The 15,110-nt window shown below is 72.0% G+C and carries 12 protein-coding genes and 1 pseudogene; 7 read left to right on the top strand and 6 right to left on the bottom strand.

Annotated elements, in window-relative coordinates; translation table 11 throughout:
- Positions 1–3: 3 nt before the first annotated feature.
- The gene (locus tag ABB07_RS21615) at positions 4–1,659 is read right to left on the bottom strand and encodes a chromosomal replication initiator protein DnaA (protein WP_208900243.1); all 1,656 of its coding nucleotides are present in this window, start codon (positions 1,657–1,659) and stop codon (positions 4–6) included.
- Positions 1,660–1,881: 222 nt separating this feature from the next.
- A complete protein-coding gene (locus ABB07_RS21610) occupies positions 1,882–3,267 on the bottom strand; it encodes an NsdA family TPR-like regulatory protein (RefSeq protein ID WP_208900242.1) in 1,386 nt (461 codons plus the stop codon).
- A 262-nt stretch (positions 3,268–3,529) separates the two neighbouring features.
- Here ABB07_RS21610 and ABB07_RS21605 point away from each other — a divergent pair, with 262 nt between their 5' ends.
- From ABB07_RS21605 to ABB07_RS21595, 3 genes are all read left to right on the top strand, one after another.
- Positions 3,530–4,195: a bifunctional DNA primase/polymerase gene (locus ABB07_RS21605; protein ID WP_208900241.1), complete on the top strand. Its 666-nt coding sequence runs from the start codon at positions 3,530–3,532 to the stop codon at positions 4,193–4,195.
- A 142-nt stretch (positions 4,196–4,337) separates the two neighbouring features.
- Entirely contained in the window at positions 4,338–5,114 is a 777-nt protein-coding gene (locus ABB07_RS21600) for an ABC transporter ATP-binding protein (RefSeq protein WP_208900240.1), read from the top strand.
- Entirely contained in the window at positions 5,111–6,697 is a 1,587-nt protein-coding gene (locus ABB07_RS21595; protein WP_208900239.1) for a transporter, read from the top strand. Before ABB07_RS21600 ends, ABB07_RS21595 begins: the two co-directional genes overlap by 4 nt.
- A 117-nt stretch (positions 6,698–6,814) precedes the next feature.
- Here ABB07_RS21595 and ABB07_RS21590 read toward each other — a convergent pair whose 3' ends face one another.
- Positions 6,815–7,714 (bottom strand): alpha/beta fold hydrolase, encoded by a 900-nt coding sequence (locus ABB07_RS21590; protein WP_208900238.1) that lies wholly within the window; start codon positions 7,712–7,714, stop codon positions 6,815–6,817.
- A gap of 333 nt (positions 7,715–8,047) precedes the next feature.
- The gene (locus ABB07_RS21585) at positions 8,048–8,740 is read right to left on the bottom strand and encodes an iron-dependent transcriptional repressor DtxR (protein ID WP_069780244.1); all 693 of its coding nucleotides are present in this window, start codon (positions 8,738–8,740) and stop codon (positions 8,048–8,050) included.
- Positions 8,741–9,014: 274 nt separating this feature from the next.
- On the opposite strand from ABB07_RS21585, the gene ABB07_RS21580 reads away from it, so the two are divergent.
- Complete coding sequence (locus ABB07_RS21580; RefSeq protein WP_208900237.1) at positions 9,015–10,430, top strand: PAS domain-containing protein; 1,416 nt, start codon at positions 9,015–9,017, stop codon at positions 10,428–10,430.
- 15 nt (positions 10,431–10,445) lie between these two features.
- On the opposite strand, the gene ABB07_RS21575 is transcribed toward ABB07_RS21580, so the two are convergent.
- Complete coding sequence (locus ABB07_RS21575) at positions 10,446–11,201, bottom strand: SIS domain-containing protein (RefSeq protein ID WP_208900236.1); 756 nt, start codon at positions 11,199–11,201, stop codon at positions 10,446–10,448.
- On the opposite strand from ABB07_RS21575, the pseudogene ABB07_RS42025 reads away from it, so the two are divergent.
- Both ABB07_RS42025 and iscB read left to right on the top strand, forming a co-directional pair.
- Positions 11,200–11,940: pseudogene (locus ABB07_RS42025) on the top strand (RRXRR domain-containing protein); the annotation flags it as partial. The gene ABB07_RS21575 and the pseudogene ABB07_RS42025 overlap by 2 nt on opposite strands.
- An 82-nt stretch (positions 11,941–12,022) precedes the next feature.
- Positions 12,023–12,784 (top strand): RNA-guided endonuclease IscB, encoded by a 762-nt coding sequence (iscB, locus tag ABB07_RS21565; protein WP_208900235.1) that lies wholly within the window; start codon positions 12,023–12,025, stop codon positions 12,782–12,784.
- A gap of 256 nt (positions 12,785–13,040) precedes the next feature.
- On the opposite strand, the gene pdxH is transcribed toward iscB, so the two are convergent.
- Positions 13,041–13,727, bottom strand: a complete 687-nt coding sequence (gene pdxH / locus ABB07_RS21560) for a pyridoxamine 5'-phosphate oxidase (RefSeq protein WP_208900234.1) — start codon at positions 13,725–13,727, stop codon at positions 13,041–13,043.
- A gap of 166 nt (positions 13,728–13,893) precedes the next feature.
- Here pdxH and ABB07_RS21555 point away from each other — a divergent pair, with 166 nt between their 5' ends.
- On the top strand, positions 13,894–14,994 hold the full coding sequence (locus tag ABB07_RS21555; protein ID WP_208900233.1) for a citrate synthase 2: 1,101 nt from the start codon (positions 13,894–13,896) through the stop codon (positions 14,992–14,994).
- The last annotated feature ends 116 nt before the right edge of the window (positions 14,995–15,110 follow it).

Below are 15,110 nucleotides of genomic sequence, written 5' to 3'. Positions count from 1 at the left end.
CGCTCAGAGCTGGGTGGGCTGGCGCTGGGTGAGGCCGTACTTCTGCGCGATCGCGTTCCACAGCGCCGCCGCCTTCACCTTCTGCGCGCTGGCGGTGCCGCTCTCCCGGTTGCCGGCCTGGGTCTCGCCCGTGACGCGGGCGTGGCCCTTGCGGCAGACCTTGCGGTTCTTGGCCTGTCCGGCCCAGGCCGCGTAGTGGTTGTCGGCGGCGGCGGACGCCTGCCAGGCCTTGGTCAGCGCGGCGGTGAGGGCGCCGTTGTCCGGCAGCTTGTCGACGGACAGCTGGCCGAGCCGGGTGACCAGCTGGTTGCGCTGGCCCGCCGCGTTGCGCAGGTCGGTGGCGGCCCCGTCGAGGTTGTCGCAGTTCTTGACGTCGGCCACCGCCTTGATCACCGAGGCGCGGCTGCTGCCGCTGTCGGCGAGCAGCTTGTCCAGCGCGACCGCCTGCTGCCGGGCCGGGTCGGCGGCCGTCGAGCCGGAGCTCTGGCCGGGGGCGGCGGACGTCGCCGCGACCGTCTTGCCGTCATTGCCCGGGTTCGAACCGCCGCCGCCGCTGAGCAGCGCACCGGCACCCACACCGATCACGACGATGCCGACACCGATCGCGGCGATCAGCGGCACCCGCGACCGGCCGCGCGGCTGGTCGTCGTCATCGTGCGCGGGGTCGTACGAGGGCCGCTGCCCGCCGTAGGAGGGCTGACCCCCGCCGTACGGCGCCGGGCCGGGGCGGGTCTCCGCGTGGTGCACGCGCGGCATCTGCTGGGTGGCCCCGGAGGGCCCGTCGCCGCCCGCCGGGCCGCCGCGGAAGAGGCTGTCGAACTCGGCCGGCGGCTGCCGCTGCCCGTCCTGCGCCTGCGCGGCGTACGGCGGTATGTACTGGGTGGCCTCCGCGTCGGAGGAGGCCGGCCCGGGCTGCTGCTGCGGGACCCGGCCGAGGTAGCGCGTCTCCTCGCCGCCCGCCTCGGGCGGCAGGGCGCCGGCCGTCACCGGCGGTATGTACTGGGTCGCGCCCTCGTCGGCGGGGGCGGCCGCCTGCACCGGCGGCAGGTACTGCGTGGCGCCCTCGGCGGCGGCGCCGGCCTGCACCGGCGGGATGTACTGCGTCGCGCCCTCGTCCGCCGGGGGCAGCGGGGCGGCGGCGGCCGGGTAGGCGTCCGCCGGCGGAAGCGGCGCGGCACCGGCCGGCGGCTGCGGGTACGGCTGCTGGGGGGACTGCTGGTGCGCCTGCTGAGGGGGCTGCGGCAGGGACTGCTGCGGCTGCTGGTACGGCTCGGGTGCCGCGCCGTACCCGGGCTGCTGACCGGCGCCGTAGCCACCGCCCGGCGCGCCGGAGTGGTCGTACGACGCCGTCGGGCCGTACGACGGTGCCGGGGCGCCCTCCGGGGGCAGCGGGCCGGGGTTCCCGGCGGGCGGCTGCGCGGCCGGGGCCTCGGGGGTGTGCCACTGCTGGGCCGCCGCCGGGGGCCAGCCCTGGCCCGGCTGGGGCGGCTGCTGCTCGGGCCCCCAGGAGCCGCCCCAGGCCTGCCCGCCGGCCGGGGCCGCGGGGACGGGCGCGCCGGTCATGCCCGGCAGCAAGGGCTCGCCTCCGTCGGAGGGCAGCACGATGCCTTCGCGCGCGGGTCGCGCCGAGGGCTCCTCGCCCTGTCCACTCTGCGTCACCGGGACTCCTACTAATGGGGGACCTTGTGAATCGGGCTCACGCTACCGGGTCCCCCGAGCCGGGTGCCATGCAGCTCAGGGCGTAACCTCCTTCCCTGTGACGGCGGTAACAAATCCGCCCCGCGGGGCGCTGGTATAGGGCGCCCTCCCGCTCCCGGGTGCCGTTCGCCGTGCGTTCACGCGACCGCGGGGCCGGTGTTCACGCGACGACGGAACCGGTGTTCACGCGGCCTGCTGGAGATCGAGGCGCGCCCCGAACTCCCGTACCACCGCCTCCTCCCGGAAGGGCTCCAGGCGCTGCTGGAGATCCTCCAGATACTCCGCGCCCCGGTTGGAGCGGAGCGTCTCCAGCAGCTCCACCGCCTTCAGACCGGTGCTGCAGGCCTGTTCGACCTCCCGCTGCTGCACCTGGGCCGTGGCGAGCAGCACATAGCCGATGGCGCGCCGGCGGGCCCGGGACTCCGGGTGCCCGGCCAGCGACTGCTCGGCGTACCGGGCCGCCTGCTCGGGCTGGCCGAGGTCACGGTGGCAGTGCGCCAACTCGTCGGCGAGATAGGCCTCGTCGAAGTGCCGGATCCACACCGGGTCGTCACCGGAGGAGCCGTCCGCCTGCTCCATCGCCGTCACCGCCCGCCCGATGGACGCCTGCGCCGCGCGCCCGTCACCGAGCAGGGCGTGCCCGCGCGCCTCGGCGGCGTGGAACATCGCCTCCACGCGCGGGGTCACCTGCCCGCGCGCCCCCTCCTGCGCCGCCCGCGCCAACTGGGCGATCTCACGGGGGTTTCCGAGCTGGGCGGCGAGGTGGCTCATGGACGCGGCGAGGACGTAACCGCCGTACCCCCGGTCACCGGCGGCCTGCGCGAGCCGCAGCGACTGGATGTAGTACCGCTGGGCCAGCCCCGGTTGACCGGTGTCCACCGCCATGTACCCGGCGAGCTCGGTCAACCGCGCGACCGTGGCGAACAGTTCCCGCCCGACCGTCTCCCGGTACGAGCCGGCGAGCAGCCCGGAGACGACGCTGTTGAGGTAGTGCACGACGACCGGGCGCACATGCCCGCTGCCGAACTGGTGGTCCAGGTCGGTCAGCGCCTGCGTCATGGACCGTACGGCCGCCACGTCGGCCTGTCCCACGCGCGGACCCGCCTGCCGGGCCACCTGGGCGTCCGGCGCCGAGATCAGCCAGTCCCGGCTGGGCTCGACCAGCGCGGAGGCGGCGACGGAGGAGCCGGACAGGAAGTCCCGCCGGCCCACGTCGCTGCGCCACAGCTCGCAGACCTGCTCGATGGCCCCCAGTACCGTCGGCGAGAACTGGAGACCGACCCCCGAGGCGAGGTTCTTGCCGTTGGCCATGCCGATCTCGTCGATCGTGACCGTACGGCCGAGCTTGCGCCCGAGCGCCTCCGCGATGATCGCCGGAGCGCGGCCCCGGGGCTGCTGTCCGCGCAGCCAGCGGGCCACGGACGTCTTGTCGTAGCGCAGGTCGAGGCCGTGCTCGGCGCCGCACATGTTGACCCGCCGGGCCAGCCCGGCGTTCGAGCACCCCGCTTCCTGGATGAGTGCCTGCAGCCGTTCGTTCGGCTGCCTCGCCACGAGAGGCCTTGCGGCCATGTGCTACCCCCTGCGTTGCGTCCCCTGGGCGTAACCGTTCCGGGAAGATCACTGCCCAGCTGACATACCGTCAATGCGCGACATGCGCGGTTTGCCGGGGTAACGACGGATGCCAACCCCACCCCTGGCTACCCAGCTCACGCCCTGCTTCCTCCCGCGCGCCCCCGCCTGTGCACCCATGCGCCCCGACTGCCGGACCGATGCCCCACCCCCGCGCGCGCCACGGCCGTAACTCCAGGTGGATGCGGGAGTTGAGAGGGGCGTGGAAGAGACGATCGCGGGCGCCGAAAACACTCAGATTGCCGGTCAGATTCCGCAGCAGCGCGGGGAATCGCTGCTGGAGACCGCCGTACGCTACGCCGAGGAACGGCACTGGGACGTGTTCCCGGGCACCTGGCTGGAAGCGGTCGACGGAAGGCAGCGCTGCTCGTGCGGCGACGCCTCCTGCCCTGCGCCGGGTGCGCACCCCGCGCGCCCCGACTGGGCGACCCTGGCGACCGGCAGCGCGACCGTCGCACGCCGGATGTGGCAGAAGCAGCCGACGGCCTCGATCCTGCTGCCGACGGGGCGGACCTTCGACGCGTTGTCCGTCCCGGAGAGTGCGGGGTTCCTGGCGCTCGCCCGGATGGAGCGGATGGAGCTGACCCTGGGTCCGGTCACCCTGGCTCCCGACCGGCGCATGCAGTTCTTCGTGCTGCCGGGGGCCGCCGCGAAGGTGCCGGACCTGGTGCGCAAGCTCGGGTGGGCGCTGTCGTCCCTCGATCTCGTGGCGCTGGGCGAGGGGGCGTATGTGGCCGCTCCCCCTACCCGGTTCGGGTCCCGGGGTGCCGTGCAGTGGGCCTGCCGGCCGACTCCTGCGAATCGGTGGCTGCCGGATGCGGAGGAGTTGATCTCGGCGCTGGCTTATGCGTGCGGGCGGGACCGGTAGCGGTTCGCCGTCTCCTCTGCTCGGTTTCGGCGCGTCGGCGGGTGCGGCAGCGTCGTGGCTTGTCGCGCCCACGCGGCGGAGCCGCACATCAGGCACAGTCCCCCGCCCCTTCGGGGCGCCGGCCCCGCCGTAACCTTCATGCATGACGGAAGCTGCGGTACGCGTGCGAGGGCTCTGGAAGCAGTTCGGGCAGCAGGTCGCTGTCGGGGGGATCGATCTCGAACTGCCCGCCGGGAAGTTCATCGGGCTGGTCGGGCCCAACGGGGCCGGGAAGACGACGACGCTCTCCATGGTGACCGGGTTGCTGCGGCCGGACGGCGGGACCGTCGAGGTCGTCGGTCATGACGTGTGGCGGGATCCCGTGGCCGTCAAGGCGCGGATCGGCGTCCTTCCCGAAGGGCTGCGGCTGTTCGAGCGGCTGTCGGGGCGGGAGCTGCTCGGGTACTCCGGGCGGCTGCGCGGGCTGCCGGGGGCCGAGGTCGACAAGCGGGCCACACAGCTGCTGGACGTCCTCGACCTGGCCGGCGCCCAGCACAAGCTCGTCGTCGACTACTCCACCGGCATGCGCAAGAAGATCGGACTCGCCGCCGCGCTCCTGCACAATCCCGAGGTCCTCTTCCTGGACGAGCCGTTCGAGGGCGTCGACCCGGTGTCCGCGCAGATCATCCGGGGCGTCCTGGAGCGGTACACCGCCTCCGGCGCCACCGTCGTCTTCTCCTCCCACGTCATGGAACTGGTCGAGTCGCTGTGCGACTGGGTCGCGGTGATGGCGGCCGGGCGGATCCGCGCGACCGGCCCGCTCGCCGAGGTGCGCGGCGCGCATCCCACGCTCCAGGGGGCGTTCCTGGAACTGGTCGGGGCGAGCGGCCGGGACACCGGGTCCGATCTGGACTGGCTGGGCGGCGGGGCGGCCCGATGACGAACCTCACCTCCACCGTCGTACGGCTGAAACTGTCCCTGCTGCGCAACGGGCTGCGGCAGTCCGGGGGCCGGCGCGCCGCGTTCGTCGTCTCGGCGGTCATCGCGGTCCTGTTCGCCCTGCTGCAACTGCTGGGACTGCTCGCGCTGCACGGGCACGCGCACGCCGACGCCGTCGCCGTACCGGGTACGGCCGTGCTGGCGCTGGGCTGGACGGTCCTGCCGCTGTTCTTCCCGACCGGCGACGAGACACTGGACCCCACCCGGCTGGTGATGCTCCCGCTGCGCCCCCGCCCGCTGGTCCGCGCGCTGCTCGCGGCCTCCCTGGTCGGCATCGGCCCGCTGTTCACCCTGCTGGTGCTGGCGGGCTGCACGCTGTCGCTGGCCCGGGATGCCGCCGGGTACGCCGTCTCCGTCGTCGCCGTCGCCCTCGCCCTGCTGGTCTGCGTGGCACTGGCACGCGCCGTCGCCACGGCCAACGTACGGCTGCTGACCAGCAGGAAAGGCCGCGATCTCGCCGTGCTGAGCGGACTGGTGATCGCGATCGGGGCACAGCTGGTCAACTTCGGGGCACGACAGCTCGGTTCGGCCGGGCTGGGGCAGCTGCAGCCGGTCGCCGACGTGCTGTCCTGGGTGCCGCCGGCGTCGGCGGTGGCGGCGGTACACGCGGCGAGCCAGGGGTCGTACGGCATCGCCGCCGCCCAACTCGCCGTAACAGTTGCCGGTTTGGCGGCGCTGATCGCGATCTGGGCGCGGAGCCTGACCCGGCTGATGACCGCGCCCGACGCCTCCACGCTGCAACCGGCCGACGCCACGGTCCGCAGCCGCTCGGCCACCGGACTCGGCCGGCTGCTGCCACGGGGCCGCACGGGCACCGTCATGGAACGCAGCCTGCGCTACATCTGGCGGGATCCCAAGACCAAGGCCGCCTGGGTGACCTCGCTGGCGATCGGACTGATCGTGCCGGTGTTCAACGCGGTCCAGGGCACCGGGTCGATCTACTTCGCGTGCTTCGCCGCCGGGATGCTCGGCATCCAGATGTACAACCAGTTCGGGCAGGACACCTCCGCGTTCTGGATGGTGGCCATGACCATCTCCTCACCCCGGGACGCCTACGCCGAACTGCGCGGCCGCGCCCTGGCGCTGCTGCTCATCACCCTGCCGTACGCGGCGCTCGTGACGGTGGTGACGACCGCCCTGCTCGGCGCCTGGTCCCGGCTGCCGGAGGTGCTGGGCCTGTCCTTCGCCCTGCTCGGCGCGATGCTCGCGACCGGCGCCTGGACCTCGGCCCGCTTCCCCTACTCCATCCCCCAGGAGGGCCACAAGAACGTCGTCCCCGGCCAGGCGGGCCTCGCCTGGATCTCCATCTTCGGCGGCATGATCTCGGCGGCCCTGCTCTGCTCCCCCGTCATCGCCTTCACCATCTGGCTCCACGTGAGCGCGGACGGCGAGGCGTGGAGGTGGCTCCTGCTGCCGGTGGGCGCGGCATACGGCGCGGTGCTGACCCTGGGGGGCCTACGCCTGGCAGCACCGAGGACAGCAGCACGGCTCCCGGAGATACTTGCCGCTGTCAGCAAGGGCTAGGGGAATTCCCCAGGGGCGCGGGGCTGTGTCTGATATGCGGCTCCGCCGCGTGGGCGCGAGAACCCACCACGCACCCGCACTCGCCAACGCACCGGACCGGGCAGACGAAACCGCCCCTCAAACCCCGACCACCCGATCAAGAAACGGCTGAACAGCCCCCCGCCAAGCCAACGGCAGTTCATAGTGCGCAAGGTGCCCCGCATCGGAAACCTCCGCGTACTCCCCCGCCGGCAGCACCCGCACCATCTCCTGCGCCTCCGCCCGCCCCAGCTCCCCGTCCACCCCCCGCACCACCAGTGCCGGGCAGCGCACCTGGGCCAGCTCCTCCCAGTGCGCGTCGTACACCCAGGTCTCCCGGGACCTGAGCATCTGCTCCGGCTCGAACACGGGCCGCCAGCCGTCGGGGCCCTCGTGCATCACCTCGGCGTAGAACTCCCCGCGCGCCTGATTCGGCCGCTCCACCCAGGGGTCGTCCTCACCGAACCACTTGCGTACGTCGGCCAGCGTGGCGAAGGGAACGGGCCAGGCCCTGAACCAGTCGGCCCACTCCCGCTGCGAGGCGGCCCCCAGGGCGGAGGCCCGCATGTCGCAGATGATCAGGCCCCGGACCAGGTCGGGGCGCTTCGCGGCGAGCTGCCACGCGGTCAGCGCGCCCATGGCGTGGCCGATCAGGAGCGCGGGGGCGAGGCCGAGCTGTTCCAGGGCGGCCTCGGCGTCCTCGACATAGGCCTCACGGGTGTAGGCGGCCCGCGGGGGCTTCTCGCTCTGGCCGTGACCGCGCTGGTCCAGGGCCACGGCACGGTGGCGCGCGGCGAGCCAGCGGGCGGTCGAGGCCCAGTGGGAGGCACGGCCCATCAGGCCGTGGAGTAACAGCACGCCCGGAGCGCCGGGCGCCGCGTCCCCCCGGCCGTCCGCCTGATCGCCCGCCGGGTCGAGTCCCGTCTTGGGCGGGTCGGCGAACTCCCAGGCGGCCAGGCGCACCCCACCCGCTCCCGTCACGTCGATACGCCGTGCCATGGGTCTGGCACCCCCCAGCTCCGCCTGCCTCGTACCGGTGTACTGCCGTACTCGCTCGTACTCGCTGCTGTCGCTGTCGTCCGCGTTCTGCCGCCGCAGCGTATCGAATCTATCGAATAGCTATTCGAAAAATCCGTCTCTGCGGACAACACCCCTCATTCGAGTGACACCCCGCAAGGAATGATCGCCGCCATCGAGGGGATCTCTTCTGGCGGGAGGCGGACCGCTCGGGGAAAAACGGTCCGAGGGGGATGACCCTGAGAGCTCGGGGCTCCGGGTCAGCACAGGGGAGGACAGGCCCCGGCGCCACACGGCGCCGGGGCCCTCCCCGGCTCAGCGCTTGGCGACGAACACGTGCGAGGCCACGTCCGCCTCCAGCTCGGCCGCCTCGCCGCCGCTGCCCACCAGCACACCGCCGGCCGACTCCGTCACGCTCACCACGGACCCCGGCTGCACCCCCGCACGCCGCAGCGTGTACATCAGCTGCGCGTCCGTCTGGATCGGCTCACCGATACGGCGGACGACGACCGTCTTGCCGTCCGCGCCCGCGTCCAGGTCGGCCAGCGAGACCATGCCCTCGTCCAGGAACGGGTCCGCGCCGTCCTTCTCGCCCAGCTCCTCCAGACCCGGGATCGGATTGCCGTACGGCGACTCGGTCGGGTGCCGCAGCAGCTCCAGCACGCGCCGCTCGACGGCCTCGCTCATCACGTGCTCCCAGCGGCAGGCCTCCGCGTGCACCTGCTCCCACTCCAGGCCGATCACATCGACCAGGAGACACTCGGCCAGCCGGTGCTTGCGCATCACGCGCGTGGCCAGCCGCCGGCCCTCGTCCGTCAGCTCCAGATGGCGGTCACTGGCCACGGACACCAGCCCGTCCCGCTCCATCCGCGCCACCGTCTGGCTCACCGTCGGCCCACTCTGGTCCAGCCGCTCCGCGATGCGGGCGCGCATGGGCACGACGCCTTCCTCTTCGAGCTCGAGGATGGTGCGGAGATACATCTCCGTGGTGTCGATCAGTCCGGACATACGTGCCCCTCGATTACCTCTGCCGGCACCCCGGCGCGTGCGCTGGCCCTGCCACCAATTCTGCCGGATCCCACTGACAAGCGGGGGCCCCGCCGAAAACGGGAGGCCGCCGCACGGTGGTGGTGGAGCCCCGCACCCCACTTCAGGACGCTCAATCTTGTCGCATCAATCTTGCGGGAACAGGATGTGGGCTGGGTCACGTTCCAGTTGAATGAAGGCCACTGAGCGAACCGTGCGCCGTTACGTGCGCCGACGCAGCCTGCAGGGGGTCCAGGTGAGTGCTTCCCGGCGGAGTGGGACCACCGACGAACTGGGGCCGGACGAGCCCGGTGAGTCAGGTGGATCCGACCTGCTCGCCGCACTGCTCGACGGCATGGACGCGGCCCTGTGCGCCTTCGACGCCGACGGGACCGTCACGCACTGGAACCGGGAGGCCGAGCGGATCCTCGGCTGGACGGCCGCCGAGGCGGTCGGGCGGCACGGGTTCGCCGGCTGGGCGGTGCGCAGCGCCGACGCCGAGGAGGTGCAGGCCCGGCTGATGTCGGCGATGCACGCCCCCGGGCGGCAGGTGCACGAGTTCGCGCTGGTCACCAAGGACGGCGGGCGGGTGCTCGTACGGACCCAGTCCGCCGCCGTGCGCGGACCCGACGGAAAGCCCGCCGGGGTCTACTGCGCGTTCAGCGAGGTCCACGCGCAGATCGACCTGGAGCGGTCGATCGCGCTGAGCGAGGCGCTGTTCGAGGACGCTGCCTGGGGAGTCGTACTCATCGACGCCGATCTGCGGCCCGCCGTCGTCAACGCGCACGCGGCCCGCGCCCTCGGCATCGGACGCACGTCCGCGCTGGGCAGGCCGCTCGGCGAACTGCTCGCACGGGGCGTGGAGGAGCTGGAGGCCGCGCTCACCCATGTGCTGGCCGAGGGCGCGCCGCCCGCGCCCGCCGAGATGTGGGTGACCGTGCGCACCCCGGAGGGCGAGCAGCGGCGCTGCTGGCGGAGCGGCTTCGTACGCCTGGCCTCGCCGCTCGCCGAGGAACCGGTGCCGCTCGGCGTCGGCTGGCTGTTCCAGGACGTCACCGAGGCCAAGCAGGGCGAGCAGGAAGCGGCCCTGCTGCGCTTCCGCACCAACCAGCTGCACCGCGCCGCGCGTGCCGCCGCCGAGTGCGAGGACCCGGTCGAGGCGGCCACCGTCCACCTGGACTTCGCCCTCGCCGGCTTCGCCGACCACGCGTTGATCGACCGCGTGACGCCCTCCCCGCGCTCGGCCGGCCCGGAAGCCGGCGAAGATCCAGGGGGACAGGAGACGCCCGTACGGCTGGTACGGCTCGCCGCCACGCCCGCCGGAGCGCCGGGACCGAGCCTGCTCACCGGCGCGGCCGGACTGCCCGTGCGCTACGAGCCCGGCCACCCGGCGCTGCAGTGCGTGGAGCGGGCCGGACTGGTGCGCGCGGACGCCGGGTCGGTCCCGGCCCAGCGGGCGCGGGAATGGGCGCTCGCCCGGCAGTGGCCCGAGGACGCCGTGCACGCCCTGTGCGCGGTGCTGCGCAGCCGGGGCAGGACGCTGGGCGTGGTCACCTTCCTGCGCGGCTCCGGGCGCAGCCGCTTCGAGCGGCTCGACACGGCCTACGCGGAGGACGTGGCGGTCCGCATCGCGGCGGCACTGGACCTGGCGGACGTACTCCGGGGCGGATGAGCGGGCTACGGCGGCTCAGTGCCGGTAGAAGATCCGGTCGCCGTACTCCCGCATCACCCGGCCGTTCCACTCATGCCCGCCGTCGACGTTGCCCGAGCGCAGGAGTGGGGGTTCGATGCCCCGGTCGGCGAGGGCGGCGGCGGCGGTCGCCATGACGGCCTGCATCAGGGCGGTGGTGACGACCGTGGAGGCGGGGGCGAAGGGCGCCGGAATGGTGTCCAGGGTGAGTTCCGCGTCCCCGACGGCGATCTTCGAGTCCAGGACGATGTCGCAGTGGTCCTTCAGGAAGGTGCCGGAGGCGTGCCGGGACGTGGTCTGGGAGGCGTACGCCACCGAGGTGACGCCGATGACCTTCACACCGAGGGCGCGGGCGTTCAGGGCCATCTCCACGGGGAGGGCGTTGCGCCCCGAGAGGGAGATGATCACCAGCGCGTCGCCGGAGCGGATCGGTGAGGTGCCGAGGACGGCGCTCGCGAGGCCGTCGACGCGTTCGAGGGCGGAGCCGAGGGTGGCCGGGGTGACGTCGACACCGACCACGCCGGGGACGGCGAGCAGGTTCATCAGGGCGAGACCGCCGGCACGGTAGACGACGTCCTGGGCGGCCAGGGAGGAGTGCCCGGCGCCGAAGGCGAACAGCCGGCCGCCGGAGGCGACGGTGTCGGCGAGCAGGGCACCGGCGGCCCTGATCGGCTCGGCCTCCTCCTCACGGACCCGTTGCAGCAGGCCGATCGCGGCGTCGAAGAACAGGTCGGCAGGCGTGCCGTCGCTCATGCGGTGCCCCTTCGCAGCGTCTGTGTCGCGGATCACCGTGCGGTCTGGACCAGTGCGGTGTCAATACGGCGCCTACCATCGGCGCCGCTCGCTCGTTCGAGGAGTTCGGGAGATTCGCACGTCTGGGCGACTTGCGGCTGATCACAGCAGCGCCCGGGACTCAGTTCACCAGCTTCGCCTCACACGCAGAGAAGGGAGGTCACTCGCTCCCCGGGCACAACGCTGCCTGTCGGGTGACCAGCCCAAGTCATCGCGATCAGAAGATCAGGGAGGTGACCCCGATGACTACGTTCCCCGTAGGCGAGCAGACCCACCAGGCTGTGCTTCCTCAGCAGCCTGCTCTGGAATCCGTGAGAGCAGACACCCCCGGGAGCAGGGACGAAACGGCCGGAGCGGTGACGCTCCGACAGGCGCAAGAAGGATCTTCGTCCTTTCCAAGGATGGCCACCCACTCATGCCCTGCCACCCCGCCCGCGCCCGCGAGTTGCTTCGCAAGGGCAGGGCCGTGGTCGCACGGCAGGTGCCCTTCACCATCCGGCTGAAAGACCGCGCGCTGGCCGACTCCGAAGTCGACGGCGTGCAGCTGCGGATCGACCCCGGCTCACAGGGAACCGGACTCGTCCTCTGCGACGAAAAAAAGGAAACCACCGAGGACGGCAGCACCGTCGCGGTCCGACGGGGACTGGTCTCCATCGAACTCCAGCACCGAGGTGCACAGATCCAGGCCTGCATGCGACAACGCGCGGGCTACCGAAAAAGACGGCGTTCAGCCAACTGCCGCTACCGATCACCACGCTCGACAACCGGGTCCACCCCGAACGATGGCTCCCACCTCCCTGCGCCACCGCGTCAACACCACCTTCTCCCTCGCGCGCCGCCTCTGCCGCTACGCACCCGTCACCGAGATCCACCTGGAACGCACGTCCTTCGACACCCACGCCATGAGCGCCGGCAGACCTCTGTACGGCGCGGAGTACACACAAGGCCCCTTGCCGGGAACCACGGCGCGCGCCTACCTGCACGGCAAGTGGAACAGCGCCTGCGTCTACTGCGGAGCCACCGGAGTACCTCTGAACATCGAACACGTACGCCCCCGCAGCCGAGGAGGATCCGACCGCATCACCAACCTGGTCCTCTCCCGTGTCCCCTGCAACAAGGCCAAAGGGAGCCGATCCGTCGAATCCTTTCTGGCACAGCGCCCGGAGCTTTTGGCCAGGATCCTCGAGCAGACCAAGGCGTCGCTCCGGGACGCCGCTGCCATGAACAGGGTCCAGGGGCATCTCACCGAAGCCCTGGAAAGGCTCGGCAGGCCCGTGCATGCCTGGCCCGGCTACCTGACCAAGGCGAACCGCGATGCCATGGGCCTCACCAAGACGCACACACTGGACGCCCTGTGTGTCGGTCACCTTGATCGCGACAACGGCGAGACGATCGTCCGCGTCCCCGACCAGGTACTGGTCGTCAAGGCCACCGGGGTACGGCTACGACGTCCGTCCGGAAGCCCCTTCGCCAGCAACTCCGAAAAACATTTGAGTCTCCACCGATCGCCTCGTAGGGTGCCAAGCAAGCGAGAGAGGAGGTGATCGGGTAAATGAGTGAAACCCGGACGCGCGAGGTGGCTGCGGGCTAGCGGCTCGCCACCACACCCAGTGCGGTGCCGGACCAGCGTGTGCGAAACACGCAGCCGGCTCAATCCAACGCAGTCACCCGACCCGCGGGCTGCCGGTACGTCCGGCCGGCTCCTCCTTGAGGAACCCAGCCCGCGGGTCGTCTGCGTTTTTCGGCGTCTCCCGACGTCTCCCGGGGTTTTCCGGCGGTTTCTTGCTTTTTCCGGCGCTTTCAGGGCGCGAGGCGCTCCACCCGCCAGCGTCCGGTCGGCTGGGCGATGTAGCGCAGGCGGTCGTGGAGGCGGTTTTCGCGGCCCTGCCAGAACTCGATGGTCGCCGGGGTGATGCGGAAGCCGCCCCAGTGCGGGGGGACGGGGACCTGTTCGTCCTCGGGGTAGCGGGACTGGAGGTCGGCGTAGGCGGTGTCCAGTTCGGTGCGGGAGGCGATCACGGAGGACTGGGCGCTGGCCCAGGCGCCGAGCTGGGAGCCGTGGGGGCGGGTGCGGAAGTAGGCGGCGGTCTCGTCGCGGCCGGTGCGGTGGGCGGTGCCGGTGACGATGACCTGGCGGGCCAGTGGGTGCCAGGGGAAGAGCAGGGCGATGTGCGGGTTCTCCGCGAGGTCGCGGGCCTTGCGGGAGTCGTAGTTGGTGTAGAAGACGAAGCCCTCGGTGTCGAACTGCTTCATCAGGACGGTGCGTGAGCTGGGGCGGCCTGCCGCGTCCGCGGTGGAGACGACCATCGCGTTGGGTTCGTAGATGGTGCCGTGCAGTGCCGCGCGGGCGGCGTCCTCGAACCAGCGGGCGAACTGGTCCATGGGGTGCGCGGCGAGATCCTGTTCGGCGAGGCCTTCGGCCCGGTACTGCTTGCGCATGGCGGCGGGGTCGATGGCGGGGTCCAGGAGCGGGTCGCGGTCGGTCACGCGGTCATCTTGCCGTATCGAACGCTGGTGGCACTCAGTGTCGTGCGGACTCCCCAAGTCTGGCACCGGGAGTTATCGTGCTGGTCCCGTTGCGGTTTGGGTGACCACCGGTCGAACGGGGCATCACCGGGGTGACCGCCGCCGAAGCATCTCAAGGAGCCGCCTGATGTCCGATTTCGTACCCGGACTCGAGGGAGTCGTCGCGTTCGAGACGGAGATCGCCGAGCCGGACAAGGAGGGCGGCGCCCTGCGTTACCGGGGCGTCGACATCGAGGACCTGGTCGGTCATGTCTCGTTCGGGAATGTGTGGGGGCTGCTGGTCGACGGGGCCTTCGATCCCGGGCTGCCGCCCGCCGAGCCGTTCCCGATCCCGGTGCACTCCGGTGACATCCGGGTGGATGTGCAGTCGGCGCTCGCCATGCTGGCGCCGGTGTGGGGGCTGAAGCCGTTGCTCGACATCGATGAGCGGCAGGCGCGGGAGGATCTGGCGCGGGCCGCGGTGATGGCGCTGTCGTACGTCGCGCAGTCCGCGCGGGGGCAGACGCTGCCGATGGTGCCGCAGCGGGAGATCGACAAGGCGAAGTCGGTGGTGGAGCGGTTCATGATCCGGTGGCGGGGTGAGCCGGATCCCAAGCATGTGGCGGCTGTGGACGCGTACTGGACGTCTGCCGCCGAGCATGGCATGAATGCGTCGACTTTCACGGCGCGGGTGATCGCGTCGACGGGTGCGGATGTCGCTGCCGCGCTGTCGGGGGCGGTGGGGGCGATGTCCGGGCCGCTGCACGGGGGTGCGCCCTCGCGTGTGCTGGGGATGATCGAGGAGATCGAGCGGACGGGGGACGCGGAGGCGTACGTCAGGCAGGCCCTGGACCGGGGTGAGCGGCTGATGGGGTTCGGGCACCGGGTGTACCGGGCGGAGGATCCGCGGGCGCGCGTGCTGCGGCGTACGGCGCGGGAGCTGGGTGCGCCGCGGTTCGAGGTGGCCGAGGCGTTGGAGAAGGCGGCTCTGGAGGAGTTGCACAATCGTCGGCCGGATCGGGTGCTGGCCACGAACGTGGAGTTCTGGGCGGCGATCGTGCTGGACTTCGCCGAGGTGCCGGCGCATATGTTCACGTCGATGTTCACGTGTGCGCGGACTGCCGGGTGGTCGGCGCACATTCTTGAGCAGAAGCGGACGGGGCGGCTTGTGCGCCCTTCTGCTCGGTATGTGGGGCCTGGGCCGCGGCGGCCGGAGGACATCGCCGGGTACGCGGATATCGCCCACTGAGAGGGGAGCCACGGAGCGCGGGCGACTGCGGGCCGGTCGTGGCTTGTCGCGCCCACGCGGCGGAGCCGCATGTCGATACGGCCCCGCGCCCCTGAGAATCGGGCCCTTCGGGCCCT

It is taken from the genome of Streptomyces incarnatus, from assembly GCF_001027185.1.
Classification (GTDB): domain Bacteria; phylum Actinomycetota; class Actinomycetes; order Streptomycetales; family Streptomycetaceae; genus Streptomyces; species Streptomyces puniciscabiei.
Note: the sequence above shows the minus strand (reverse complement) of the source record. Positions and strands in the feature narration are given on the sequence as shown.

Bases quoted from the DNA above. Each gene is read 5' to 3' on its own strand.
- ABB07_RS21610 (WP_208900242.1), bottom strand. From the start codon at position 3,267: ATGGCCGCAAGGCCTCTCGTGGCGAGGCAGCCGAACGAACGGCTGCAG.
- ABB07_RS21600 (WP_208900240.1), top strand. From the start codon at position 4,338: ATGACGGAAGCTGCGGTACGCGTGCGAGGGCTCTGGAAGCAGTTCGGG.
- ABB07_RS21595 (WP_208900239.1), top strand. From the start codon at position 5,111: ATGACGAACCTCACCTCCACCGTCGTACGGCTGAAACTGTCCCTGCTG.
- ABB07_RS21590 (WP_208900238.1), bottom strand. From the start codon at position 7,714: ATGGCACGGCGTATCGACGTGACGGGAGCGGGTGGGGTGCGCCTGGCC.
- ABB07_RS21585 (WP_069780244.1), bottom strand. From the start codon at position 8,740: ATGTCCGGACTGATCGACACCACGGAGATGTATCTCCGCACCATCCTC.
- ABB07_RS21575 (WP_208900236.1), bottom strand. From the start codon at position 11,201: ATGAGCGACGGCACGCCTGCCGACCTGTTCTTCGACGCCGCGATCGGC.
- iscB (WP_208900235.1), top strand. From the start codon at position 12,023: ATGGCTCCCACCTCCCTGCGCCACCGCGTCAACACCACCTTCTCCCTC.
- ABB07_RS21555 (WP_208900233.1), top strand. From the start codon at position 13,894: ATGTCCGATTTCGTACCCGGACTCGAGGGAGTCGTCGCGTTCGAGACG.